A 24,261-nucleotide genomic window follows, 5' to 3' on the forward strand; every position below is an offset into this window, starting at 1 on the left:
ATTGTAAATGGACATCACACTTGTCCATCATTGAATTGAGCAAATGTAGAGGTGAATTATGTCGTTTAACATTGCATTGAGTGGCATTTCTGCTGCGCAGAAAGATTTGAACACTACTGCGAACAATATCGCGAATGCTAACACCATTGGCTTTAAAGAGTCGCGTGCTGAATTTGCGGATGTTTACGCTAATTCAATTTTCTCAAACTCAAAAACCGCTGTGGGTGGCGGTGTGGCTACGAGCCAAGTGGCGCAGCAATTCCACCAAGGTAGTTTGCAACTGACGAATAACTCGTTAGATTTAGCGATTAAAGGCGGTGGCTTTTTTGTAACTGCGTCCGAGATAGGTACCTTGGATCATCAGTTTACTCGGGCAGGTGCTTTCAAAGTCGACAAAAATAATTATATGGTTGACTCAGCAGGGAATTTTTTGCAGACCTTTCCAGTAGATAAAGATGGTAACTCTACCTCTGTCAGTTTAACGACAGCTAAGCCAGTACAAATTCCTGATACTGCAGGTAGCCCTGTTCAAACTGAAAACGTGACTTTGCAGATGAATTTAAATGCAAAAGAAGGTTCACTCGATCCTGCTGCTTTTGATCCTTTAGACTCCAAAACCTATAACAGTGTGACATCCATGACGATTTATGACTCTCTGGGTGAGCCACATATCATGACGACCTATTTCGTCAAGCCAAATAATGGTTCATATAATGGTGAAAACAACTGGGTTGCATACTATGCCATTGATGGTAAACAAGTTGATATTTCTGGCCCTGCTGGTACATATCAGACTGACACCAATGGTGATGGCACTCCCGATGCCTCTGGCACAGCTCAAACGGCTGGCGGCTGGAAGGGATCGGTTCTGAAGTTTAATTCTGTCGGTGTGTATACTGGGAGTGATCCGGCAGTCGTTGCCACCGAAGCGCTAGGGGTTGGCGGCGCTGGTGTGTTAGGCCCTGGTGCTGATGGTACTCAAGCCGTGACTATTAAATTTAATGCACCAACCCAATATTCAGCTCCCTTTGCCGCCACTGAATTGTCACAGGACGGTACCACAGTAGGACGTTTAACCAATGTCGAAATTGGTGAAGATGGTTTGATCACTGCCAGTTACTCCAATGGTTCAACAGTGCCATTAGCCCGCGTTGCTTTAGTTCGCTTTGCAAACGAACAAGGGTTGACACAAGTGGGTAATACCTCGTGGAAAGCCAGTTTATCGTCAGGTCCTGCGCTGGCTGGTGAGCCTAACAGTGGTACGTTTGGTAGTCTCAGTTCTTCAGCGTTAGAGCAATCTAACATTGACTTGACGACTGAGCTGGTGGATTTGATTTCGGCACAACGTAACTTCCAAGCCAACTCACGTACGCTGGAAGTGAATAACACTCTGCAACAAACTGTTCTGCAAATTCGTTAAGTTAATCTTGCCTCTGCTAAGTGTTGCCGCAAGCGGCAACACTTAGCCTCTTTCTGTTGTGCATTCATTCGTTTATTAAAATCTCCTAATTTATCAGTTAACTAGCTGCTTATTTTATTGGCATGATGCTTGCTTTGCTATTGTCAGGTTGAAACTTTGACGGAGCAGTCTGTGGACAAATTCCTTTATATCTCCATGAGCGGCGCTAAGCAAAATATGAATGAGTTGGCGTTGCGTGCCAACAACTTAGCCAACGCAAATACCGATGGATTTAAGTCGGATATGGCGCAAGCCAGATCGATGCAAGCCTTTGGTGAAGGATTGCCGACAAGGGTCTTTGCCATGGTTGAAACCCCCTCCGCCAATTTTCGTTCGGGCCCGATTAAATCTACTGGACGCGATCTTGACGTTGCCATTAAAGGTGACGGTTGGTTTGCCGTGCAAGCACAGGATGGTAGTGAAGCTTATACCCGTTCTGGCAGTCTCAGTTTTGACTCAACAGGTTTATTGCATAACGACCGTGGTAATCCCGTGATGGGTGATGCCGGACCGATTGTGTTACCGCTGCCAATTGAAAAGGTCACTATTTCACAGGATGGGATTATCTCTGTTCGTCCTCAAGGTGCGACGACAGAAGTCGTCGAAGAGGTAGGAAGATTAAAGTTAGTAAACCCTGGCAATGCACAAATGATGCGCGGCGAGGATGGATTGTTCCGTTTGGTATCCGGTGATCCGGCGCCTGCCGATCCCAGTGTATTTGTAGAAAGTGGTGCTGTAGAGGGCAGTAACGTCAACCCCGTAGATGAGATGGTGTCCTTAATCGACCTACAGCGACAATTTGAATTGCAAGTGAAGATGATGAAAACCGCGGAAGAAAATGACCGCGCTTCATCTTCATTAATGCGGATTAGTTAGGAGATAAATTATGCATCCAGCGTTATGGATTAGTAAAACTGGCTTAGACGCACAGCAAACCGATATTGCGGTGATTTCAAACAACGTCGCTAACGCCAGTACTGTGGGCTATAAAAAAAGCCGCGCGGTATTTGAAGACTTACTTTATCAAACTGTTAACCAAGCGGGTGGGATCAGCGCCTCTAACACTAAGTTGCCAAACGGTTTGAACATTGGTGCGGGTACCAAGGTGGTAGCCACCCAAAAAATGTTTACCCAAGGCAATATGCTGACCACGGATAACTCGCTCGATTTGATGATTGAAGGTCCTGGGTTTTTCGAAGTGCAGCTCCCCGATGGGACTACGGCTTATACCCGTAATGGTCAATTTACCTTAGATGATACTGGGCAAATTGTCACACCGGGTTCGGGTTATGTGTTGCAACCTGCGATCACTATTCCTGAGGATGCAACCAGTATTACGGTCTCTGCTGAAGGGGAAGTTTCGGTAAAAACACCAGGTGCGGCGGAAAACCAGGTCGTTGGGCAGCTCAGTATGACCGACTTTATTAACCCGTCGGGTTTAGATCCTATGGGACAAAACCTATACACCGAAACTGGTGCGAGTGGTACGCCTATTCAAGGCACTGCATCACTTGATGGTATGGGAGCGATTCGTCAAGGTGCGTTAGAAACCTCTAACGTGAACGTGACCGAAGAGCTAGTTAACCTCATTGAAAGTCAGCGGATCTACGAGATGAACTCCAAAGTGATTTCGGCGGTCGATCAGATGCTGGCTTATGTGAATCAGAATCTATAGAGGCACATGATCATGGCTAGATATCTACTATTGGCTAGTACGCTCTTGCTGGCGGCATGTAGTTCAACTCCAAAGAAGCCGATTGCGGATGATCCCTTCTATGCCCCAGTTTATCCCGAAGCACCACCGACTAAAATTGCTGCAACGGGGTCGATTTACCAAGATAGCCAAGCGGCGAGTCTTTACTCGGATATTCGTGCCCATAAAGTCGGTGACATTATCACTATCGTGTTGAAAGAAGCGACTCAGGCGAAAAAGAGTGCCGGTAATCAGATCAAAAAAGGTTCTGATATGACACTCGATCCCATTTATGCCGGCGGGAGCAATGTGTCTTTAGGCGGTATTCCCCTCGATTTACGCTACAAAGACAGCATGAATACTAAGCGTGAATCCGATGCAGATCAAAGCAATAGCTTAGATGGCAGTATCTCCGCCAATATTATGCAAGTGCTCAATAACGGTAACTTAGTTGTGCGCGGTGAAAAGTGGATTTCAATCAACAATGGTGATGAGTTTATTCGCGTGACCGGTATTGTGCGCTCGCAGGATATCAAGCCAGATAACACCATTGATTCAACCCGTATGGCCAATGCGCGTATTCAATATAGCGGTACTGGTACTTTCGCCGAAGCGCAAAAAGTGGGCTGGTTAAGCCAGTTCTTTATGAGCGATTGGTGGCCCTTCTAAGGAGTCATATTATGAAATATAAACTCATTTTGGCCGTTGTTATGTTGGCGTTTTCGATGCCAAGCCAGGCTGAACGCATTAAAGATATTGCTAATGTGCAAGGGGTACGAAATAACCAGTTAATTGGTTATGGCTTAGTAGTGGGGTTGCCTGGTACGGGTGAGAAAACCAATTACACAGAGCAAACATTCACCACGATGCTTAAAAATTTCGGCATCAATTTGCCTGAAAATTTTAGACCCAAAATCAAAAACGTGGCCGTGGTTGCTGTGCATGCCGATATGCCAGCGTTTATTAAACCAGGCCAAGAATTGGATGTGACCGTTTCAAGCCTAGGTGAAGCAAAAAGCTTACGTGGTGGGACGTTACTGCAAACCTTCCTCAAAGGGGTTGATGGCAATGTATATGCGATTGCCCAAGGCAGCTTAGTAGTAAGTGGTTTTAGTGCCGATGGTTTGGATGGTTCGAAAGTGATTCAAAACACGCCAACGGTTGGCCGTATTCCTAACGGCGCAATTGTTGAACGCAGTGTGGCTACGCCGTTTTCTACTGGCGATTATTTGACGTTTAACTTACGTCGCTCGGATTTTTCGACCGCGCAGCGTATGGCCGATGCGATTAATGATCTGCTCGGCCCTGATATGGCGCGCCCGTTGGATGCAACGTCGATTCAGGTCAGTGCGCCAAGGGATGTATCACAACGGGTGTCTTTTTTAGCTACGCTCGAAAATATTGAGGTGGAACCTGCTGAAGAGTCTGCCAAAGTGATTGTGAATTCGCGTACTGGCACGATAGTCGTTGGGCAGAACGTCAAGTTATTACCTGCGGCTGTGACTCATGGTGGTTTGACTGTGACGATCGCCGAAGCGACTCAGGTGTCTCAGCCAAATGCGCTAGCCAATGGCCAAACAACAGTGACCAGCAATAGCACGATAAATGCGACTGAAAGTGATCGCAGGATGTTTATGTTTAATCCCGGCACGACCTTAGATGAATTAGTGCGTGCCGTGAATTTGGTCGGTGCAGCACCTTCAGATGTCCTTGCCATTCTGGAGGCGTTAAAAGTGGCAGGTGCTTTGCATGGTGAACTTATCATCATCTAATTTCTGTCGGGAAAATCATGGAAAAGCTTTCAAGTTCATCACATTTTCTTGATCTGGGCGGGCTCGATAACCTGCGCGCCCAGGCTCAGAAAGATGAAAAGGGCGCTTTGAAAAAAGTCGCCCAACAATTTGAAGGCGTTTTTGTGCAAATGCTGATGAAGAGCATGCGTGATGCTAATGCGGTGTTCGAGTCAGACAGTCCTCTCAATAGTCAATACACCAAATTTTATGAGCAGATGCGGGATCAGCAATTGTCCGTCGACTTATCGGATAAAGGTGTGCTGGGACTGGCTGACATGATGGTGCAGCAGTTGTCTCCTGAGTCAAGCCAGCTAACACCTGCATCGGTGCTACGTAATGATGGTGGCATGAAACTAGAACATGACGCTAAAGCCTTTAATATTCCTGTTCAAGCCCCATCGACTGCTGAAGCTATAAATAGCAACACTTCAGAACAAGCCGTACAAGGTGTACCTGTATCGATAGCGCGTCCAAATGTTGAATTTGAAAAGGCCGATGGTGTCACTTCTTCCTTAGACATTGACCGACCTGAACGCTTGTTGGCGATAGATACACCTAAGCCAAGCTGGTCTGAGCAACCCTTATCACCGATAGAACCTGTTATCAGCGGCCAAATATTGCCGACAGTGGCATTTAGAGAAACGCAAAAGACGCTTAAGTTTGGTAGCCGTGAAGAATTTTTAGCGACGTTATATCCCCATGCAGAAAAAGCCGCTAAAGCCCTTGGCACTAAACCTGAAGTGTTATTGGCTCAATCGGCCCTCGAGACTGGTTGGGGGCAAAAAATTGTTCGCGGAAATAACGGCGCTCCTAGCCATAACTTATTCAATATTAAAGCGGATCGTCGTTGGCTGGGTGATAAAGCTAACGTGAGTACCTTGGAGTTTGAGCAGGGTATTGCCGTTAGACAAAAAGCCGATTTCCGGGTTTACAACGATTTTGAGCATAGTTTTAACGATTTTGTTTCCTTTATTGCTGACGGTGAGCGCTATCAAGATGCCAAGAAAGTGGCAGCGTCACCGACTCAGTTTATCCGTGCATTGCAGGATGCGGGTTACGCTACCGATCCAAAATATGCTGAAAAAGTGATTAAAGTCATGCAGTCCATCAGTGAAGAGCTGAAATCGATACTGCCAGGAGAAGACAAATGATCATTCTTCATAAGACATTAATGTTGAGGAGTATCGGCTAATGGCTATCGATCTATTAAACATTGCCCGTACAGGGGTGCTCGCTTCTCAGTCGCAACTAGGGGTGACCAGTAATAACATTGCTAACGCCAATACCGCGGGTTATCACCGACAAGTGGCAACCCAAACCACCTTAGATTCTCAACGTCTTGGAAATGGTTTTTACGGTACTGGGACATATGTTTCTGATGTAAAACGTATTTATAATGACTATGCCTCGCGCGAACTGCGTATTGGCCAAACGACCCTGAGTGCGGCTGAGGCTAGCTATGGCAAGCTTAGTGAGCTGGACCAAATTTTCTCCCAAATTGGTAAAGTGATACCACAGAGCTTGAACGATTTGTTTGCAGGCTTAAATAGCTTGGCAGACTTACCTGCTGATTTAGGTATTCGTAGCTCAACCTTAAATGATGCCAAACAACTGGCAAATAGCTTGAATCAAATGCAGTCAACCTTGAACGGGCAGCTAAATCAAACCAATGATCAAATCACTGGGATGACTAAGCGCATTAATGAGATCAGCACTGAACTTGCTAATCTCAATCTTGAGTTGATGAAATCGCCTAATCAAGATCCGATTTTATTAGATAAGCAAGACGCGCTCGTGCAAGAGTTAAGTCAGTATGCGCAGGTGAATGTGATCCCCTTGGATAATGGGGCAAAGAGCATCATGTTAGGCGGTTCTATCATGTTGGTTTCGGGGGAAGTGGCGATGTCGATGAGCACGACGACGGGCGATCCCTTCCCCAACGAATTGCAATTGGTATCGACCGTTGGCTCACAAAGCGTAAAAGCCGATCCTAGCAAGTTAGGAGGGCAGTTGGGGGCATTGTTTGAATACCGTGACCAAACCTTGATGCCTGCGAGCTTAGAGCTTGATCAATTGGCCTTAGGGGTTGCAGACAGCTTTAATAAACTGCAAGCGCAAGGATTTGATCTTAATGGTCAAGTTGGCGCAAATATGTTCAAAGATATTAACGATCCTCTAATGTCCTTAGGCCGTGTTGCTGGTCTTTCTGGTAATACAGGTAACGCGACCTTAGGCGTCAATATTGATGATACCAGTACCTTAACGGGTGGCTCATATGAGCTGTCGTTTACGGCGCCGTCGACCTATCAACTGAGAGATACGCAAACCGGCGCGATAACGCCGCTTACCTTAAACGGCACTAAGTTAGAAGGCGGTGCTGGATTTTCTATTGATATTAAAGCTGGCGCCATGGCCTCTGGAGACAGATTTGCCATTCGTCCAACCGCAGGGGCCGCGAATGGCATTGAAGTAGTGATGACCGATCCTAAAGGTATCGCTGCCGCGGCGCCCAAAATTACCGCAGATACTGCGAACTCAGGTAACACTCAAGTTAAGCTCACGCAAATTACTGACCGTAATGCGGCGAATTTCCCTGTAAAAGGGGGGGAGCTGACTATTCAGTTAAATACAACTGCCGTGCCGCCGACCTTTGAAGCCTTTGATGCCTCAGGCGCATCACTCGGTGCTGCTGCGCCTTATACGCCACCGAGCATCAGTGCATTTGGTTTTACCTTTGAAGTTGAGAGTAGCGGCGCAGCCGCGGGTGACAAATTTACCTTCGATTTATCTTTTGCAGAGGGCGATAACACCAACGCCGTTGCGATGGCAAAACTGAGTGAAACCAAAGTGATGAATGGTGGTAAGTCAACGCTTGCAGACGTATTTCAAAAGACCAAACAGGATATTGGCAGTCAAACAAAAGCAGCTGAAGTACGAGTAGGGTCTGCAGAAGCCATTTATAAGCAAGCTTATACCCGAGTTGAAAGTGAATCAGGCGTGAACTTAGATGAAGAAGCGGCCAACCTGATGCGTTTTCAACAAGCTTATCAGGCTTCTGCGCGAATTATGTCAACCGCGCAGCAAATTTTTGACAGTCTATTGACTTCAGTGCGTTAGGAGAAGTGACGATGCGATTATCAACCGCGCAGCTCTTTAATCAAAGTATTACTAGCGTGCTGCAAAAACAAACCGCAACGAGCAAAATTTTAGAACAGCTTAGCACTGGCAAAAAGGTCAACACCTCTGGGGATGACCCTGTTGCGGCTTTAGGTATCGACAACCTAAATCAACGTAATGCCTTAGTCGATCAATTTATGAAGAATATCGACTATGCCAATAACCGCCTTGCCGTTACAGAAAGCAAGTTGGGCAGTGCGGAAGACTTAACAGGTTCTATTCGTGAACAGTTGATGCGTGCTGTCAACGGCACTTTATCTGACTCAGAGCGGCAAATGATTGCCGATGAGATGAAAGATAGTCTTGAAGAACTACTCTCTATTGCCAATAGCAAAGATGAATCGGGTAATTATCTGTTCTCTGGGTTTAGTACCGACAAACAACCCTTCTCTTTTGATAATTCCACTCCACCCAAGATCGTATACAGCGGCGATTCTGGGGTTCGCGATAGCTTAGTGCAATCAGGTGTTGCCATTGCAACCAATATTCCTGGCGATCTCGCGTTTATGAAGGCTCCCAATGGGCTTGGCGATTATAGCGTCAATTATTTGGCCAGTCAGCAAGGGGACTTTAAGGTTCAAACGGCAAAAATTGCTGATCAGGCAACTTATGTGGCTGATACTTATACCTTTAATTTTTCTGATAACGGTTCTGGTGGCGTCAATCTGCAGGTGCTTGATTCAGCAAATAATCCAGTCGCAAACGTTGCTAACTTCGATGCGACGAATCCTGTCAGTTTTAATGGCATTGAGGTCAAGATAGACGGAAAACCCAGCGCTGGAGATAGTTTCAGCATGGAACCTCAGGCTGAGGTCAGTATATTTGACACGATCAGTAATGCGATCGCTTTGATCGAAGATCCTAACGCAGCAAATTCTCCCCAAGGAAAAGCTCAGTTGGCACAGTTATTGAATAATATCGATAGTGGCGTCAATCAGATGAGTTCAGCCAGAAGTGTGGCAGGAAATGGTCTGAAAACCGTCGAGCGTTACAAGGATACTCATACAGAGGAGAAAGTGGTGAATACTTCGGCACTATCACTTCTGGAAGATCTGGATTATGCGTCAGCGATTACGGAATTTGAAAAGCAGCAGCTTGCATTGAACGCAGTCTCTAACGTGTTTAGTAAGGTGGGTTCTGTTTCCCTGTTTGACTTTATTTAACAGAAAGCAAAGACCTAACCATCTGTAAGATAAATTGTTAAAAATTTAGCCAAGCTCCAAGCCTTGGCGGTATAACTAGGAAGAGGAACTCAACATGGCTATTACAGTTAATACCAACGTGACTTCGATGAAGGCACAGAAAAATTTAAATACCTCCAGTAGTGGTTTAGCAACCTCTATGGAACGTCTATCGAGCGGTCTGCGTATTAACAGTGCGAAAGATGACGCTGCTGGTCTAGCTATTTCTAACCGCTTAAATAGCCAAGTTCGTGGTTTAGAAGTAGGTATGCGTAACGCTAACGATGCGATCTCCATTGCCCAGATTGCTGAAGGTGCGATGCAAGAACAGACTAACATGTTACAACGTATGCGTGACTTGACGATTCAGTCTGAAAACGGTGCCAACAGCTCTGCTGACTTGGCTGCTCTAAAGGCTGAAATGGATCAACTGGCAACAGAGATTGATAGTATTGGTAATAGTACTGCTTTTGGTAATACTAAATTACTAACGGGTACATTCTCTGCTGGTAAAGTATTCCAAGTGGGTCACCAAGAAGGTGAAGATGTCAAAGTTACGGTAAAAGCCAGTAATAAAAACTCTTTATCAGTGGCAGCGTTAGCTAATGCAACGTCCGCCAATAGAGCTTCTTCATTGGCTAAAATTGATGCTGCGATTAAAACAATCGATGCTCAACGCGCCGATTTGGGTGCGGTTCAAAACCGCTTAGCCCATAACATCAGTAACAGTGCGAACACTCAAGCAAACGTTGCCGATGCTAAGAGCCGTATTGTGGATGTGGATTTTGCGAAAGAAACCTCTGCAATGACCAAGAATCAGGTATTGCAACAAACGGGTTCTGCGATGCTCGCTCAAGCAAACCAATTACCGCAAGTGGCGTTGTCACTATTGGGCTAAATTAAGCTCGCGCATTTTTGTAGAGTACTTTTGCCTACTTTTTCTAGCTAAGGTTAGAAAAGTAGGCAAAGTTTTAGTTAAGGAAAAGTTTATCTTTATGAAAATAAATGTTTTTTATAAAGATAAAAATTTTTCTCAAAATAGTCCTAAAGATAAAAAAATTGCTGCCGTTATATTTACTGTAACCACTAAGACCCGCCTGGCTTAAGTAGACAGGCAAGTTTAGACAAGCCAGGTATAAAGAGGAAACGATCATGGCCATTACAGTAAACACAAACGTTACATCTTTAAAAGCACAGAAAAACTTAAATACTTCCGCTAGCGGTTTGGCCACTTCAATGGAACGTTTATCCAGTGGTCTTCGCATTAATAGCGCAAAAGACGACGCAGCAGGTTTAGCTATTTCTAACCGCTTAAATAGCCAGGTTCGTGGCTTAGAAGTGGGTATGCGTAACGCCAACGATGCGATCTCTATTGCACAGATTGCTGAAGGTGCGATGCAAGAACAAACTAACATGTTACAACGTATGCGTGACTTAACCGTTCAGTCTGAAAACGGTGCCAACAGCTCTGCTGACTTAACGGCACTGAAAGCTGAAATGGATCAACTTGCCAATGAAATCGATGAAATTGGTAAAACCACGGCTTTTGGCACAACTAAGTTGTTAGCGGGTGGTTTCTCTGCTGGTAAGAGTTTCCAAGTTGGTGCACAAGACGGTGAGGATATTAAAGTTACGGTAAAAACCAGTAACAAATCTTCTTTATCAGTCGGGTCATTAACAAATGCTACATCAGCTAATCGTGCATCTTCATTAGCAAAAATTGATGCAGCAATCAAAACAATTGACGCGCAACGTGCGGATTTAGGTGCTATCCAAAACCGTTTAGCCCATAACATCAGTAACAGTGCTAACACCCAAGCAAACGTTGCCGATGCGAAGAGCCGTATTGTAGACGTTGACTTTGCGAAAGAAACGTCACAAATGACCAAGAACCAAGTGTTGCAACAAACAGGTTCTGCAATGTTGGCGCAAGCTAACCAATTACCTCAAGTGGCCTTATCACTGCTTTAATCATCTATTGAAGCATAAGGTTCTAAGGGAGGTTCGGTGACGGATCTCCCTTTGCCACATAAATGATCATTAAGTTATAGTGTTTGTTAGGCTGTATAAAAGACAAATGCTTATGATGGTGAGGTATAGCTATGGATACTAATATAGCAAGCACGTCAATGCAGGTTCCTAGCCGTATTGATTTGGCTCAAGTACCACTGAAAGCACCGACGGCGGATGTTGAGTTAAAACGCAATGCTGCCGTATCAGCTGTTGAACAGTCTACTGAGCAAAGAGCAACAGAAGATGAACAAAATCCTGAAAAGTTAACCCAAGTAGCTACTGAACTTTCTGACATGATGTCAATGATGCGTAAAGGGCTTGCATTTAAAGTTGACGAAAATTCAGGGCAAGCAGTAGTAACAGTCTTAGATAGAGATACTGGTGATGTCATCAGACAGATGCCGAGTGAGGAAGCACTAAAATTAGCAGAAAAATTGTCAGAAGTGACAGGTCTGCTAATGAAGACAGAAGCTTAAAACTCACACCACACAGTAAGTTATCCGTTGATGAGTGAGAGGTTTTTATGGCATTAACAGCGACAGGTATGGGGTCTGGTTTAGACATTTCTAACATCGTAAAAGTGTTAGTGGATGCCGAGAAAGCCCCCAAAGAAGCGATGTTTAATAAGACGGAAGACAGCATCAAAGCAAAAGTTTCTGCAATGGGGACTTTAAAGAGTGCGCTATCTACGTTTCAGGATGCCGTTAAGAAACTTCAAACAGGTGATGCGTTAAATCAACGGAAAATATCTGTTAGCACTGATGCATACCTTAGCGCAAAAGCTGAAAAAACAGCTCAAGCTGGTAGCTATGGGATTAAAGTTGAGCAATTAGCAACTAACCATAAGATTGCTGGTACCAATGTTGCCGATGCTACACAACCAGTAGGGGAGGGTAGTTTAGCATTTGGTGTTAATGGTAAAAGCTTTTCTGTTGATATAGCAGCTACCGATTCTTTGGCTACAATTGCCAAAAAAGTCAATGAAGCTTCTGATAATGTTGGTGTCACTGCAACTGTGATTACCAGCGATGCAGGAAGCCGGTTAGTGTTTAGCTCAAATAAAACCGGTGAAGATAACCAAATTAGTCTTACCGCAACGAATTCGTCTGGTTCTGGGGTTACTGATATGTTTGGTTCTGGCAATACTTCGATATTGCAAGATGCTAAAAATGCAGTACTTTATATTGATGGTCAAAAAGTCACCTCACAAAGTAATGAAGTAAAAAATGCCATAACCGGTGTGACACTGAATTTAACCAATGCCGATGTTGCTAAAACAACGACGATTAAAATTGAGCAAGACAATGAAGCTGTAAAAACAAACGTTCAAGCTTTTGTTGATGCCTACAATAGTTTAGTGACGGCCATCGATAAGATGTCCGCCTACGACAAAGACAAAAAAACGGCTGCCGCACTACAGGGCGATTCTATGATTCGCTCAATTGAATCCCAGCTTCGCAGTGTGGCAAGTGGACGTGTTCCCACTGCGGATGGTGGTTCAATAGCGCTTTATGATATTGGTATTAAAACAGACAGATACGGAAAATTATCCGTAGATGACACAAAACTCAATAAAGCACTCACCGAAGATATGCCGAGCGTTGAAGCACTGTTTGCAACTCCAGATAAAGGTCTTGCTAATCGGTTTAACGATCTTGCTAATAGCTATGTTAAATCAACAGGTTTGATTGCTGATCGTCAGTCTAGCTATACGAGTCAGCAAAGTCGTTTAGCTGATCAAAGAGCTGCATTTACATTGAAGATGGACCAGCTAACCGCCCGTTTAACCAAACAGTTTAATGCGATGGATCTTGTTGTTGGGCAACTCAATCAGCAGAGTAGCGGTTTAGTTGACCGACTAAACTCTTTGCCTGGTGCAGTTAAAAAGAGCTAAATCGATCTAAGTAAAAAGGAATATTGTTGTGAAGCAACTCGATGAGCTTAATATTACACTTGCGCAAGTGTTAGAGCAGCTAAACCGAATTCCTGCTGAGGATCCCCAAACAGATGACTTGGTCTCAAATTTGCAGAGTATGGTAGACGAGCGTCAACTTTTACTCAATGTATTAGTCGCCGATGCCAATATGACGGATGCTAACTATCTTCAGCGTCAGCTTGAATTTACTCAGGACTTTTCGAAAAAGGCGAGTATTATCATGGCTGATAGGCAAGCATTATTACATGCGAGCAATAAGAATAAGCGCCAGATCAGTGTTTATGAGACTATAGATTCAAATAGGTAGGTGTTTATGAGAGGATCACTGCAATCATATCGTAAGGTTTCACTTGAAAGTGAAATTACAGTTGCTTCCCCACATAGAATTATTCAGTTGATGTTTGCTGGTGCTCTACAGCGCCTTGCACAAAGCCGTTATGCGATTGAGCAGAATGATTTAGTCAATAAAGGGATTTATATAAATAAAGCCGTCGGTATCATTATTGGGCTAAGTAATAGTTTAAATATGGATGCTGGTGGGCAAATAGCTAAAAATTTGAGTGATTTATACGATTTTATGTTACGTAAGATTTCTGAAGCTAACCTCAATAACGATGTAAAGGCCATTGATGATGTTTGTGATATTTTACGAACCATCAAAGAGGGGTGGGATGCCATCCCTATAGATAAACACAATATCTCTTCCCATACTGAAGAAGCTCGTTAACCCTACTTTTAAGTAATGAAAAAGACGCACCCTAAAGTGCGTCTTTTTTGTCTTGTGTCAATTAATTGACCTTTTTAGCTAGAATCATAGCTTAAATGAACTAAAATCAATTCAGTTTGGCAGAATCGGCATTCGAGGCTTGCTTCTCGACTGCTGATAATACAATATTCATCACAGTAGTGATGGTGGCACAGATTGTTACATTGAATTTGTTAAGCTTTTACAGCAACTAATCATAAATAATTAATGCGAATTGATACCTAATTAGCGCTTTACGGCCTACTGAATGATGCAAACAGATCAACGAATTTTACTTGTCGGAACCCCATCAGAGCGCTTAAGTCGCTTGTGTTGCATTTTTGAATTTTTGGGTGAGCAGATTGAAATCGTCGCCATCGAAAAGTTAAGTATTTGTCTGCAAGATACCCGGTTCCGCGCTTTAGTGGTCAGTGCTGATAATATGCCTGCTGATGCACTCAAGTCACTTGCGAGTCAGTACCCATGGCAACCCATTTTGTTATTTGGCAATGTAGATGATCTGCAAGTGTCGAATGTGCTGGGTCAGATTGAAGAGCCACTAAACTACCCACAACTAACTGAACTCCTGCATTTTTGTCAGGTTTATGGGCAAGTCAAACGTCCACAAGTCCCAACCAGTGCAAATCAAACCAAACTGTTTCGTAGCTTAGTGGGTCGTAGTGAAGGCATTGCCAATGTGCGTCACTTGATTAGCCAAGTCGCCACCTCTGATGCCACTGTATTAGTCTTGGGTCAGTCGGGGACGGGTAAGGAAGTGGTTGCTCGGAACATTCATTATTTATCTGAGCGCCGAGATGGTCCTTTTATTCCGGTTAACTGTGGCGCGATTCCGCCTGAGTTATTGGAGAGTGAATTATTTGGCCATGAAAAGGGCTCTTTTACTGGGGCAATTAGTTCTCGTAAGGGCCGTTTCGAACTTGCCGAAGGTGGCACGCTGTTCCTCGATGAAATTGGCGACATGCCTTTGCAAATGCAGGTAAAATTGCTGCGCGTGTTGCAAGAACGTGTCTTTGAGCGTGTTGGGGGAACTAAAACGATTAATGCTGATGTACGTGTCGTAGCGGCAACCCATAGGGATCTTGAAACTATGATCAGCAGCAATGAGTTCCGTGAGGATCTTTATTACCGTCTTAACGTCTTCCCGATCGAAATGCCAGCATTAAGTGAGCGTAAGGATGATGTTCCTTTACTGCTGCAAGAGTTAGTGAGTCGTGTCTACAACGAGGGACGTGGCAAAGTTCGTTTTACTCAGCGTGCTATTGAATCGTTAAAAGAACATGCTTGGTCAGGTAACGTCCGGGAATTATCTAACCTTGTTGAACGCCTAACGATTTTATATCCAGGCGGTTTAGTCGATGTGAACGACTTGCCGATAAAGTATCGTCATATTGATGTGCCTGAGTATAGTGTTGAACTCAGTGAAGAGCAGCAAGAACGTGATGCGCTCGCTTCGATCTTCACCAGCGAAGAGCCAGTAGAAATTCCTGAAACGCGTTTCCCTAGTGAGTTACCACCTGAAGGCGTTAACCTCAAGGATCTGCTGGCAGAGCTTGAAATCGATATGATTCGCCAGGCGTTAGAGCAGCAGGATAACGTGGTTGCGCGTGCTGCAGAAATGCTCGGTATTCGCCGTACTACCTTGGTTGAGAAAATGCGTAAGTACGGAATGACGAAAGAATAGTCATTTTGATGTTATTTATCTTATTGTTTTATCTATCTAAATTCATTTCTTAATTTGGCATAGAATCTGCAACACTCCGTCATAAGCAATTTTTTGACGGAGTGACTATGTCTGCTCATCCACTAGCGCAAATTGAAACATTCAAGCACACTAGCAAACAATGGAACCAACTGCGTGAGGCCGCCAATATGTCCAATCGGATGGAGCATATTTTACAGGCTATGCCCTCTGGCGTGGTGATTTTGAACGGTGATGGTATTGTCACCGATGCAAACCCCGTAGCCGTCGAATTGCTGGAGCAGTCGTTATGCGGCGCCCGCTGGATTGATGTGATCCATACGGCGTTTGCGCCACAGGACGATGATGGCCATGAAGTCTCATTACGCAATGGCCGCCGAGTCAAATTTGCGATTACCCCATTAACGCCGGAACCTGGCCAATTAATTGTGCTAACGGATCTGACCGAAACTCGTCTACTGCAAAAGAATCTTTCCCATCTGCAGCGCCTGTCAGCCCTCGGTAAAATGGTCGCGACGCTGGCGCATCAGGTGCGTACGCCACTGTCGGCTGCACTGCTCTATGCTGCGAATCTGGCCAGTCCTAAATTATCGGAATCTGCTAAGGCAAAATTTCAACAGAAGTTAGTCGATAGACTCAATGAGCTTGAACGCCAAGTGAACGATATGCTGCTGATGGCCAAAGGTCGTCAAGATGAGCTGGGCGAACTAGTTAATCTTAATGATGTTATCGAGAATGTTGTTGCTAACTGTGAACCAATAGTTGCTAAGCATGGCGCTGAACTGGCGGTAACCAATATTTCTAATAGCTTAATGCTGGCGAATGTGAATGCGCTGAGTTCAGCCGTCAATAACCTCGTGATGAACAGTCTTGAAGCAGGGGCAACGCAGATCCAAATCGTTGCTAATGATAGCAATGAACAGTTACATCTCAATGTCATCGATAATGGCAAAGGATTGGATGCCAAAATGCAGCAAAAAGTGCTGGAACCTTTCTTTACCACTAAAGCTCAGGGGACAGGTTTAGGCTTAGCCGTTGTACAGTCTGTGGTGCGTAATCATGGCGGCCAACTGCAATTAAGCTGTATGCCCAATAAGGGTTGTACCGTTTCGCTTACTTTCCCACAGGCTAAATCTGCTACTGTATTGCCGCTGGAGAAACCCTATGTCTGAAGCCAAATTACTCTTAGTTGAAGACGATGCATCCTTACGCGAGGCGTTGCTGGACACCTTAATGTTGGCACAATACGACTGTATTGATGTGGCATCTGGTGAAGAAGCCATAATCGCACTAAAACAGCATCAATTTGATCTTGTGATCAGCGATGTGCAAATGCAGGGGATTGGTGGCTTAGGCTTATTAAATTACCTACAGCAACATCATCCCAAATTGCCCGTGCTGTTAATGACGGCGTACGCCACTATAGGCAGTGCGGTCAGTGCAATTAAATTGGGCGCCGTCGATTATCTGGCAAAACCCTTCGCTCCAGAGGTGTTGCTCAATCAAGTTTCCCGCTATTTACCACTCAAACAAAATAGCGATCAACCTGTGGTTGCCGATGAAAAGAGTCTCGCGCTCTTGTCTCTGGCACAGCGGGTGGCAGCATCCGATGCTTCTGTGATGATCCTTGGGCCAAGCGGCTCGGGTAAAGAAGTGCTAGCCCGTTATATTCATCAACATAGCAGCCGTGCCGACCAAGCATTTGTGGCCATCAACTGTGCGGCCATCCCCGAGAATATGCTCGAGGCGACCCTATTTGGTTATGAAAAGGGCGCCTTTACCGGTGCTTATCAGGCATGCCCCGGTAAATTCGAACAAGCACAGGGCGGAACTTTATTACTCGATGAAATTTCAGAGATGGATTTAGGGTTACAGGCCAAACTGCTGCGCGTATTGCAAGAGCGTGAAGTAGAGCGGTTAGGCGGCCGTAAAACCATCAAGCTGGATGTGAGAGTGCTGGCAACCTCAAATCGTGATTTAAAAGCCGTGGTTGCCGCAGGGCAATTCCGGGAAGATCTCTATTATCGTATTAACGTGTTTCCACTGACGTGGCCTGCACTGAATCAACGCCCTGCGGATATTTTACCCTTAGCTCGGCATTTACTCACAAAACACGCAAAGGCACTGAGTATCATCGACGTACCCGAATTTGATGAGGCCGCATGCCGCCGTTTACTTGGCCATCGCTGGCCAGGTAATGTGCGAGAGCTCGATAACGTTGTGCAGCGAGCCTTGATTTTGCGATCAGGTACGGTGATTACTGCCAATGACATTATTATTGATGCTCAAGATGTGCCGTTATCATCCGATGATGCTGAATATTGCAGTGAGCCAGAGGGGTTAGGTGAAGAGTTAAAGGCGCAGGAACATGTGATCATTCTCGAAACCCTAGCGCAATGCCAAGGCAGCCGTAAGTTGGTTGCTGAGAAACTAGGGATCAGCGCACGCACCTTAAGATACAAGATGGCCAGAATGCGCGATATGGGGATTCAATTGCCCAACTAACTTGTGTTTTGTACCTTGTCTAAAGCCATTGCCACTGGGGTCACCCTTTGGCAATTTCATATCTGACGATTCCCTCAATTCTTTTTAACACGGCTGAGTAAAAACTTGGCCGTAGTTTTGCATGTCCTCGTTATCTTGAGAGTTTAATCGTCAATAACTCGACGATGGGGAGCACGACATGCAAATTGGCGCGAATTCATTACTGCAAGAAATGCAGTCACTTCAAGGTGAAATCAAACCCTCTTTTGGGATTTCACCTAATAATATTGTGCAGCAAGTGAATAACACCAGTGGTGCTGACTTTGGCCAGCTACTTTCACAAGCCATTGGTAATGTGAGTGGTTTGCAGTCAACCTCATCTAACCTCGCGACTCGCTTAGAAATGGGTGATACCACCGTGAGCTTGTCTGATACTGTTATCGCCCGCGAAAAGGCCAGTGTTGCCTTTGAAGCCACTGTCCAAGTGCGCAATAAGCTCGTTGAAGCTTATAAAGAAATAATGAGCATGCCTGTTTAGGCCTTGAATAACGCAATTAGCAGGTACGAATCGTGAGCACAGAAATGATTGTCGGATCGAATGCCGGCGTAATGGACCAAGGGGTCCAACAGGAAAATAAATCCGGCGTGCTGGGGAGTCTCGGTGGCGTCGATATGATGCGTCAAATCACCATGATTTTAGCCCTCGCCATTTGTTTGGCGTTAGCCGTGTTTGTCATGATCTGGGCACAAGAACCTGAGTATCGTCCATTAGGTAAAATGGAAACTCAGGAAATGGTGCAAGTACTCGATGTACTTGATAAAAACAAGATCAAATATCAGATCGAAGTTGATGTTGTTAAAGTGCCAGAAGATAAATACCAAGAAGTCAAAATGATGCTTAGCCGTGCAGGGGTTAATAGTCCTGCTGCATCGACCCAAGACTTTCTTACCCAAGACAGTGGTTTTGGTGTGAGCCAAAGAATGGAACAGGCTCGCCTCAAGCATAGCCAAGAAGAAAACCTTGCCCGCGCGATTGAACAGTTACAAAGCGTAAGCCGCGCTAAAGTGATTTTGGCACTCCCCAAAGAAAACGTATTTGCCCGTAATACTTCTCAGCCAAGTGCAACAGTTGTAATTAACACTCGCCGTGGTGGCTTAGGCCAAGGTGAAGTTGATGCCATCGTTGATATCGTCGCTTCTGCGGTTCAGGGCTTAGAGCCTTCACGCGTCACGGTAACCGATTCTAATGGTCGCTTACTCAACTCCGGTAGCCAAGATGGTGTTTCTGCGAGAGCTCGTCGTGAGCTTGAGTTGGTACAGCAAAAAGAAACCGAATACCGCACCAAGATTGATTCGATTTTATCGCCTATTCTCGGGCCTGATAATTTCACCTCCCAAGTGGACGTGAGCATGGATTTCACCGCCGTTGAACAAACGGCCAAACGGTTTAATCCAGATTTACCGTCACTACGCAGTGAAATGACGGTTGAAAATAACTCTACTGGTGGTTCGAGCGGGGGGATCCCTGGCGCATTATCGAACCAACCTCCGATGGAATCTAATATTCCTCAGGAGGCTGATAAAGCTACCGAAAGTGTTACCGCAGGTAACTCGCACCGCGAAGCCACTCGTAATTTTGAATTAGACACCACCATCAGCCATACCCGTCAGCAAATTGGCGTAGTGCGCCGCGTGAGTGTGTCAGTTGCGGTGGACTTTAAACCGGGCGCTGCGGGTGAAAATGGCCAAGTGGCACGCGTTGCCCGTACAGAGCAAGAATTAACCAATATCCGCCGTTTACTGGAAGGCGCGGTAGGTTTTAGCGCGCAGCGGGGTGATGTTTTAGAGGTAGTCACTGTTCCCTTTATGGATCAATTGGTTGAAGATGTGCCTGCCCCTGAACTTTGGGAGCAACCTTGGTTCTGGCGTGCGGTTAAGTTAGGTATCGGTGCCTTAGTTATCTTAGTGCTGATCCTTGCTGTGGTGCGCCCAATGCTCAAACGCTTAATCTATCCTGATAGCGTTAACATGCCAGACGATGCAAGATTAGGTAATGAGCTCGCCGAGATCGAAGATCAATATGCTGCTGACACCTTAGGGATGCTCAATACCAAAGAAGCAGAGTATAGTTATGCCGACGATGGCTCAATTCTTATCCCTAATCTGCATAAAGATGATGATATGATTAAAGCTATCCGTGCGCTTGTGGCCAATGAGCCCGAGCTTTCAACCCAAGTCGTGAAAAACTGGTTACAAGACAATGGCTGAGAATAAATCAAAAGACGCCGCTGAAACCTCAAGTTTCAATATTAAGGATCTCAGTGGCATCGAAAAAACGGCGATTTTACTGTTAAGTTTGAGTGAAGCCGATGCCGCCTCTATTTTAAAGCACTTAGAACCTAAGCAAGTGCAAAAGGTCGGTATGGCGATGGCGGCCATGGAAGACTTTGGGCAGGAGAAAGTCATCGGGGTGCATAAGCTGTTTCTCGATGATATTCAAAAGTATTCTTCTATTGGCTTTAACAGCGAAGAGTTCGTCCGTAAAGCGTTAACGGCGGCCCTAGGTGAAGACAAAGCCGGTAATTTAATTGAACAAATTATCATGGGCAGCGGCGCCAAAGGTTTGGATTCCCTTAAATGGATGGATGCGCGCCAAGTCGCGACTATCATCCAAAACGAGCATCCACAGATCCAAACCATTGTTTTATCGTATTTAGAGCCAGATCAAGCCGCAGAAATTTTCGGCCAGTTCCCCGAGAACACCCGGTTAGACTTAATGATGCGTATTGCTAACCTTGAAGAAGTGCAACCTGCGGCATTGCAGGAATTAAACGACATCATGGAGAAGCAATTCGCCGGTCAAGGCGGCGCGCAAGCAGCGAAGATGGGCGGCCTAAAGGCGGCAGCCAACATTATGAACTACCTCGATACCGGTGTCGAAAGTCAGTTAATGGAAACCATGCGCGAAACCGACGAGGAAATGGCGCAGCAAATCCAAGACTTAATGTTCGTATTCGAAAACCTGATCGATGTGGACGACCGTGGTATTCAAACCTTGCTGCGTGAAGTGCAGCAGGATGTATTGATGAAGGCGCTGAAAGGCGCAGACGATCAGCTCAAAGACAAAATTTTGGGCAATATGTCGAAACGGGCCGCCGAATTGCTGCGTGACGATTTAGAGGCCATGGGCCCAATCCGGATCAGCGAAGTGGAAATCGCCCAAAAAGAAATTCTGTCAATTGCGCGTCGATTAAGTGACAGCGGTGAAATCATGTTAGGCGGCGGTGGTGGCGATGAGTTCCTCTAATCGGAGCGACAATAGCGACAATAAATTGTCCCACAGGGTGGTCAGCGACGCTGAGCTTGAGTTTAGCCATTGGCAATTGCCCGATGTGACCCAAACCGAAGAGGTGAGTATTTCAAACCTCTTTGGTTATTCGCCGCAGCAAGCGCCGAAGGCGGTGGCCGCCGAAACTATTGCGCCACCCACCATGGCGGAAATTGAAGATATTCGCGCTCAAGCCGAAGAAGAAGGCTTTAACGAAGGTAAGACACAAGGTTATGCCGAAGGACTGGAGCAGGGCAGACTTGAAGGTTTAGAGCAAGGCCATACCGAGGGCCTAGCCCAAGGTCATGAGCAAGGGCTTGAGGCTGGGCTTGCTGAAGCCAAGGCATTAGTCAGCCGCTTCGAAGGGCTGTTAAGCCAATTTGAAAAGCCATTGCAAATACTCGATGGCGATATTGAACATTCCTTAATGACACTCACTATGGCGCTGGCTAAATCTGTGATTGGTCATGAACTTAAAACTCATCCAGAACAAATCCTGTCGGCGCTACGTTTAGGGGTCGAATCTCTGCCAATCAAGGAGCAAAGCGTCAGTATTCGCATGCATTCCGATGATGTTGCCTTGGTTGAAACCTTATATTCCAGTACCCAATTGAACCGTAATCAGTGGCAATTAGAGGCCGATCCTAGCTTAACGGTGGGGGATTGTATTATCAGTAGCCAACGCTCGTTGGTCGATTTAACCCTTTCCTCACGGATTGATGCTGTGTTTGAATCACTGCGTAATCAGCAATCTCACTTAGCGTTACAGCAACAACAGCGACAAGCTGCACTTGATGACGAAAATGCCGCTAAAATCGTCCCTAAATCGACACTGGACGATAATGAACTGTTAACACAACCGCAAGCTGATGGAGAGCAAGATGCACAATCGCCGCCATCAACTGCTGAATAAACTGAATCATTGCATCAATAAAGTGCCACCATTTCGCGCCGTTGCCTGTGGGCAATTGGTGCGCGTGGTCGGCTTAACCTTAGAAGCGAGTGGCTGTCGAGCACCCGTCGGTAGTTTGTGTTCTATTGAGACCATGGCTGGAGAGTTAATTGCCGAAGTCGTTGGTTTTGATGATGAATTATTATATCTCATGCCAATTGAAGAGCTGCGTGGCGTGTTACCTGGTGCGCGGGTTGTTCCCCTTGGAGAGCAGGCGGGTCTGAATGTGGGCTTATCCCTGTTAGGGCGCGTGCTCGACGGTAATGGTGTGCCGTTAGACGGCCTCGGCGCGTTATCTACCGAACAGCAGGCGCCAAGACACAGTAACGCCATCAACCCACTTTCTCGCCGTGCGATCACTGAACCACTCGATGTGGGCGTACGCGCCATCAATGCCATGCTAACTGTTGGCAAGGGACAACGTATGGGCTTGTTTGCGGGCTCCGGTGTGGGTAAGAGTGTGCTGTTAGGTATGATGACCCGAGGTACAACGGCCGATATTATTGTGGTGGGGTTAGTGGGGGAGCGTGGCCGCGAAGTTAAAGAATTTATTGAAGAAATCCTAGGTGAAAAGGGTAGAGCGCGTTCTGTTGTGGTGGCGGCACCCGCCGATACTTCACCGCTGATGCGCCTTCGCGCCTGTGAAACCTCGACTCGTATCGCTGAATATTTTCGTGATTTAGGCTATAACGTATTGTTATTAATGGATAGTCTGACTCGTTACGCCCAAGCGCAGCGTGAGATTGCCTTGGCTGTCGGTGAACCTCCAGCCACTAAAGGCTATCCACCGTCGGTATTTGCTAAATTGCCGCGTCTGGTTGAACGGGCGGGTAATGGCGGGCCAGGACAAGGTTCTATCACCGCATTTTATACTGTGCTGACCGAGGGTGATGATCAACAGGACCCAATTGCTGATGCTTCTCGGGCGATCCTCGATGGTCATATTGTGCTGTCACGATCGCTTGCTGATTCTGGGCACTATCCTGCCATTGATATTGAGGCTTCTATTAGCCGTGTGGCACCTATGGTGATTTCCAATGAACATCTTGAGGCCATGCGCCGCGTCAAGCAAACCTATTCCCTTTATCAGCAGAATAAGGATCTGATTTCGATTGGCGCTTATGCACAAGGAAGCGATCCTCGTATTGATAATGCGATACGTCTACAACCTGCAATGAACGCTTTTCTGCGGCAAACCATGCGTGATGCCTTTAGTTTTGCTGATAGCCAAATGATGCTCGGGCAACTCGCTGCGCAATGTAAATAATTGAGGCCGTTATGGCGAATGCCGATCCCCTATTACTCGTATTAAAGTTAGCCCTCGATGCTGAGGAACAGGCTGCGCTGCTGCTAAAGTCGGCACAACTTGAGTGCCAAAAGCGCCAAAATCAGCTTGATGCGCTAAATAACTATCGCTTGGATTATATGAAGCAGATGCAGTCGCAGCAGGGGCAGGCCATCAGTGCGAGTCATTATCACCAATTCCATCGTTTTATTCGGCAAATCGATGAGGCTATTGCTCAGCAAAATCGTGTTGTAGCCGATGGTGAAAAGCAGAAACACTACCGTCAGCAGCACTGGCTAGAAAAACAAAAAAAACGTAAGGCTGTAGAACTACTGTTAGAAAATAAAGAGAAAAAGCGCCAAGCCATTGAGCTCAAAAAAGAGCAAAAAATGACGGATGAATTTGCTTCGCAGCAATTTTTCCGTCGTAAGAAGTAATTAACCAACCCGACAGTCAATAATACTCGAATTTTTAATATCCATTTGTTGGCATTTT

At 45.7% G+C, this 24,261-nt stretch carries 23 protein-coding genes; all 23 read left to right on the plus strand.

Features of this window, described 5'->3' with window-relative positions; genetic code table 11:
* Nucleotides 1-58 precede the first annotated feature (58 nt).
* The 23 genes from flgE (at nucleotide 59) to fliJ (ending at nucleotide 24,203) form a co-directional block, all read left to right on the plus strand.
* The gene (gene flgE, locus JM642_RS06540; RefSeq protein WP_047539503.1) at nucleotides 59-1,420 is read left to right on the plus strand and encodes a flagellar hook protein FlgE; all 1,362 of its coding nucleotides are present in this window, start codon (nucleotides 59-61) and stop codon (nucleotides 1,418-1,420) included.
* 171 nt (nucleotides 1,421-1,591) lie between these two features.
* Nucleotides 1,592-2,335 carry a flagellar basal-body rod protein FlgF gene (gene flgF, locus JM642_RS06545; protein WP_011716399.1) on the plus strand — a complete coding sequence of 248 codons (744 nt, stop codon included), beginning with the start codon at nucleotides 1,592-1,594 and terminating at the stop codon, nucleotides 2,333-2,335.
* Between the two features lie 10 nt (nucleotides 2,336-2,345).
* Nucleotides 2,346-3,134, plus strand: coding sequence for a flagellar basal-body rod protein FlgG (flgG, locus tag JM642_RS06550; protein WP_011716400.1), 789 nt, complete (start codon nucleotides 2,346-2,348; stop codon nucleotides 3,132-3,134).
* A 12-nt stretch (nucleotides 3,135-3,146) separates the two neighbouring features.
* Nucleotides 3,147-3,821: a flagellar basal body L-ring protein FlgH gene (flgH, locus tag JM642_RS06555; RefSeq protein WP_011716401.1), complete on the plus strand. Its 675-nt coding sequence runs from the start codon at nucleotides 3,147-3,149 to the stop codon at nucleotides 3,819-3,821.
* An 11-nt stretch (nucleotides 3,822-3,832) separates the two neighbouring features.
* Nucleotides 3,833-4,924, plus strand: a complete 1,092-nt coding sequence (locus tag JM642_RS06560) for a flagellar basal body P-ring protein FlgI (protein WP_037420597.1) — start codon at nucleotides 3,833-3,835, stop codon at nucleotides 4,922-4,924.
* A 17-nt stretch (nucleotides 4,925-4,941) separates the two neighbouring features.
* Nucleotides 4,942-6,096, plus strand: coding sequence for a flagellar assembly peptidoglycan hydrolase FlgJ (flgJ, locus tag JM642_RS06565; protein WP_144375195.1), 1,155 nt, complete (start codon nucleotides 4,942-4,944; stop codon nucleotides 6,094-6,096).
* A 40-nt stretch (nucleotides 6,097-6,136) separates the two neighbouring features.
* Complete coding sequence (gene flgK, locus JM642_RS06570; RefSeq protein WP_037420590.1) at nucleotides 6,137-8,062, plus strand: flagellar hook-associated protein FlgK; 1,926 nt, start codon at nucleotides 6,137-6,139, stop codon at nucleotides 8,060-8,062.
* 11 nt (nucleotides 8,063-8,073) lie between these two features.
* On the plus strand, nucleotides 8,074-9,285 hold the full coding sequence (gene flgL / locus JM642_RS06575) for a flagellar hook-associated protein FlgL (protein ID WP_203433214.1): 1,212 nt from the start codon (nucleotides 8,074-8,076) through the stop codon (nucleotides 9,283-9,285).
* A 94-nt stretch (nucleotides 9,286-9,379) separates the two neighbouring features.
* Nucleotides 9,380-10,201: a flagellin gene (locus JM642_RS06580; protein WP_144375192.1), complete on the plus strand. Its 822-nt coding sequence runs from the start codon at nucleotides 9,380-9,382 to the stop codon at nucleotides 10,199-10,201.
* 254 nt (nucleotides 10,202-10,455) lie between these two features.
* Nucleotides 10,456-11,274 (plus strand): flagellin, encoded by an 819-nt coding sequence (locus JM642_RS06585; RefSeq protein WP_144375190.1) that lies wholly within the window; start codon nucleotides 10,456-10,458, stop codon nucleotides 11,272-11,274.
* Nucleotides 11,275-11,405: 131 nt separating this feature from the next.
* The gene (locus JM642_RS06590; protein ID WP_047539514.1) at nucleotides 11,406-11,792 is read left to right on the plus strand and encodes a flagellar protein FlaG; all 387 of its coding nucleotides are present in this window, start codon (nucleotides 11,406-11,408) and stop codon (nucleotides 11,790-11,792) included.
* A 47-nt stretch (nucleotides 11,793-11,839) separates the two neighbouring features.
* On the plus strand, nucleotides 11,840-13,210 hold the full coding sequence (gene fliD, locus JM642_RS06595) for a flagellar filament capping protein FliD (protein ID WP_203433216.1): 1,371 nt from the start codon (nucleotides 11,840-11,842) through the stop codon (nucleotides 13,208-13,210).
* Between the two features lie 28 nt (nucleotides 13,211-13,238).
* Nucleotides 13,239-13,559, plus strand: coding sequence for a hypothetical protein (locus tag JM642_RS06600; RefSeq protein WP_047539517.1), 321 nt, complete (start codon nucleotides 13,239-13,241; stop codon nucleotides 13,557-13,559).
* A gap of 6 nt (nucleotides 13,560-13,565) precedes the next feature.
* The gene (gene fliS, locus JM642_RS06605; protein WP_144375186.1) at nucleotides 13,566-13,979 is read left to right on the plus strand and encodes a flagellar export chaperone FliS; all 414 of its coding nucleotides are present in this window, start codon (nucleotides 13,566-13,568) and stop codon (nucleotides 13,977-13,979) included.
* Nucleotides 13,980-14,265: 286 nt separating this feature from the next.
* Nucleotides 14,266-15,699 carry a sigma-54 dependent transcriptional regulator gene (locus tag JM642_RS06610; protein ID WP_069453234.1) on the plus strand — a complete coding sequence of 478 codons (1,434 nt, stop codon included), beginning with the start codon at nucleotides 14,266-14,268 and terminating at the stop codon, nucleotides 15,697-15,699.
* Nucleotides 15,700-15,806: 107 nt separating this feature from the next.
* Nucleotides 15,807-16,889: an ATP-binding protein gene (locus JM642_RS06615; protein ID WP_109277549.1), complete on the plus strand. Its 1,083-nt coding sequence runs from the start codon at nucleotides 15,807-15,809 to the stop codon at nucleotides 16,887-16,889.
* Nucleotides 16,882-18,222: a sigma-54 dependent transcriptional regulator gene (locus JM642_RS06620; protein WP_037420334.1), complete on the plus strand. Its 1,341-nt coding sequence runs from the start codon at nucleotides 16,882-16,884 to the stop codon at nucleotides 18,220-18,222. Before JM642_RS06615 ends, JM642_RS06620 begins: the two co-directional genes overlap by 8 nt.
* Nucleotides 18,223-18,400: 178 nt before the next feature.
* On the plus strand, nucleotides 18,401-18,739 hold the full coding sequence (gene fliE, locus JM642_RS06625; protein WP_011625692.1) for a flagellar hook-basal body complex protein FliE: 339 nt from the start codon (nucleotides 18,401-18,403) through the stop codon (nucleotides 18,737-18,739).
* A gap of 44 nt (nucleotides 18,740-18,783) precedes the next feature.
* Complete coding sequence (gene fliF / locus JM642_RS06630) at nucleotides 18,784-20,469, plus strand: flagellar basal-body MS-ring/collar protein FliF (protein ID WP_037420337.1); 1,686 nt, start codon at nucleotides 18,784-18,786, stop codon at nucleotides 20,467-20,469.
* Nucleotides 20,462-21,508, plus strand: coding sequence for a flagellar motor switch protein FliG (fliG, locus tag JM642_RS06635; protein WP_011716417.1), 1,047 nt, complete (start codon nucleotides 20,462-20,464; stop codon nucleotides 21,506-21,508). The genes fliF and fliG overlap by 8 nt, the downstream gene beginning before the upstream one ends.
* Nucleotides 21,495-22,442: a flagellar assembly protein FliH gene (gene fliH, locus JM642_RS06640; RefSeq protein ID WP_086903747.1), complete on the plus strand. Its 948-nt coding sequence runs from the start codon at nucleotides 21,495-21,497 to the stop codon at nucleotides 22,440-22,442. The genes fliG and fliH overlap by 14 nt, the downstream gene beginning before the upstream one ends.
* Nucleotides 22,411-23,748 carry a flagellar protein export ATPase FliI gene (fliI, locus tag JM642_RS06645; protein WP_037420345.1) on the plus strand — a complete coding sequence of 446 codons (1,338 nt, stop codon included), beginning with the start codon at nucleotides 22,411-22,413 and terminating at the stop codon, nucleotides 23,746-23,748. The genes fliH and fliI overlap by 32 nt, the downstream gene beginning before the upstream one ends.
* An 11-nt stretch (nucleotides 23,749-23,759) precedes the next feature.
* A complete protein-coding gene (fliJ, locus tag JM642_RS06650) occupies nucleotides 23,760-24,203 on the plus strand; it encodes a flagellar export protein FliJ (protein WP_037420348.1) in 444 nt (147 codons plus the stop codon).
* Nucleotides 24,204-24,261: the final 58 nt, after the last annotated feature.

Source organism: Shewanella sp. LZH-2 (genome assembly GCF_016859145.1).
Classification (GTDB): Bacteria; Pseudomonadota; Gammaproteobacteria; order Enterobacterales; family Shewanellaceae; genus Shewanella; species Shewanella xiamenensis.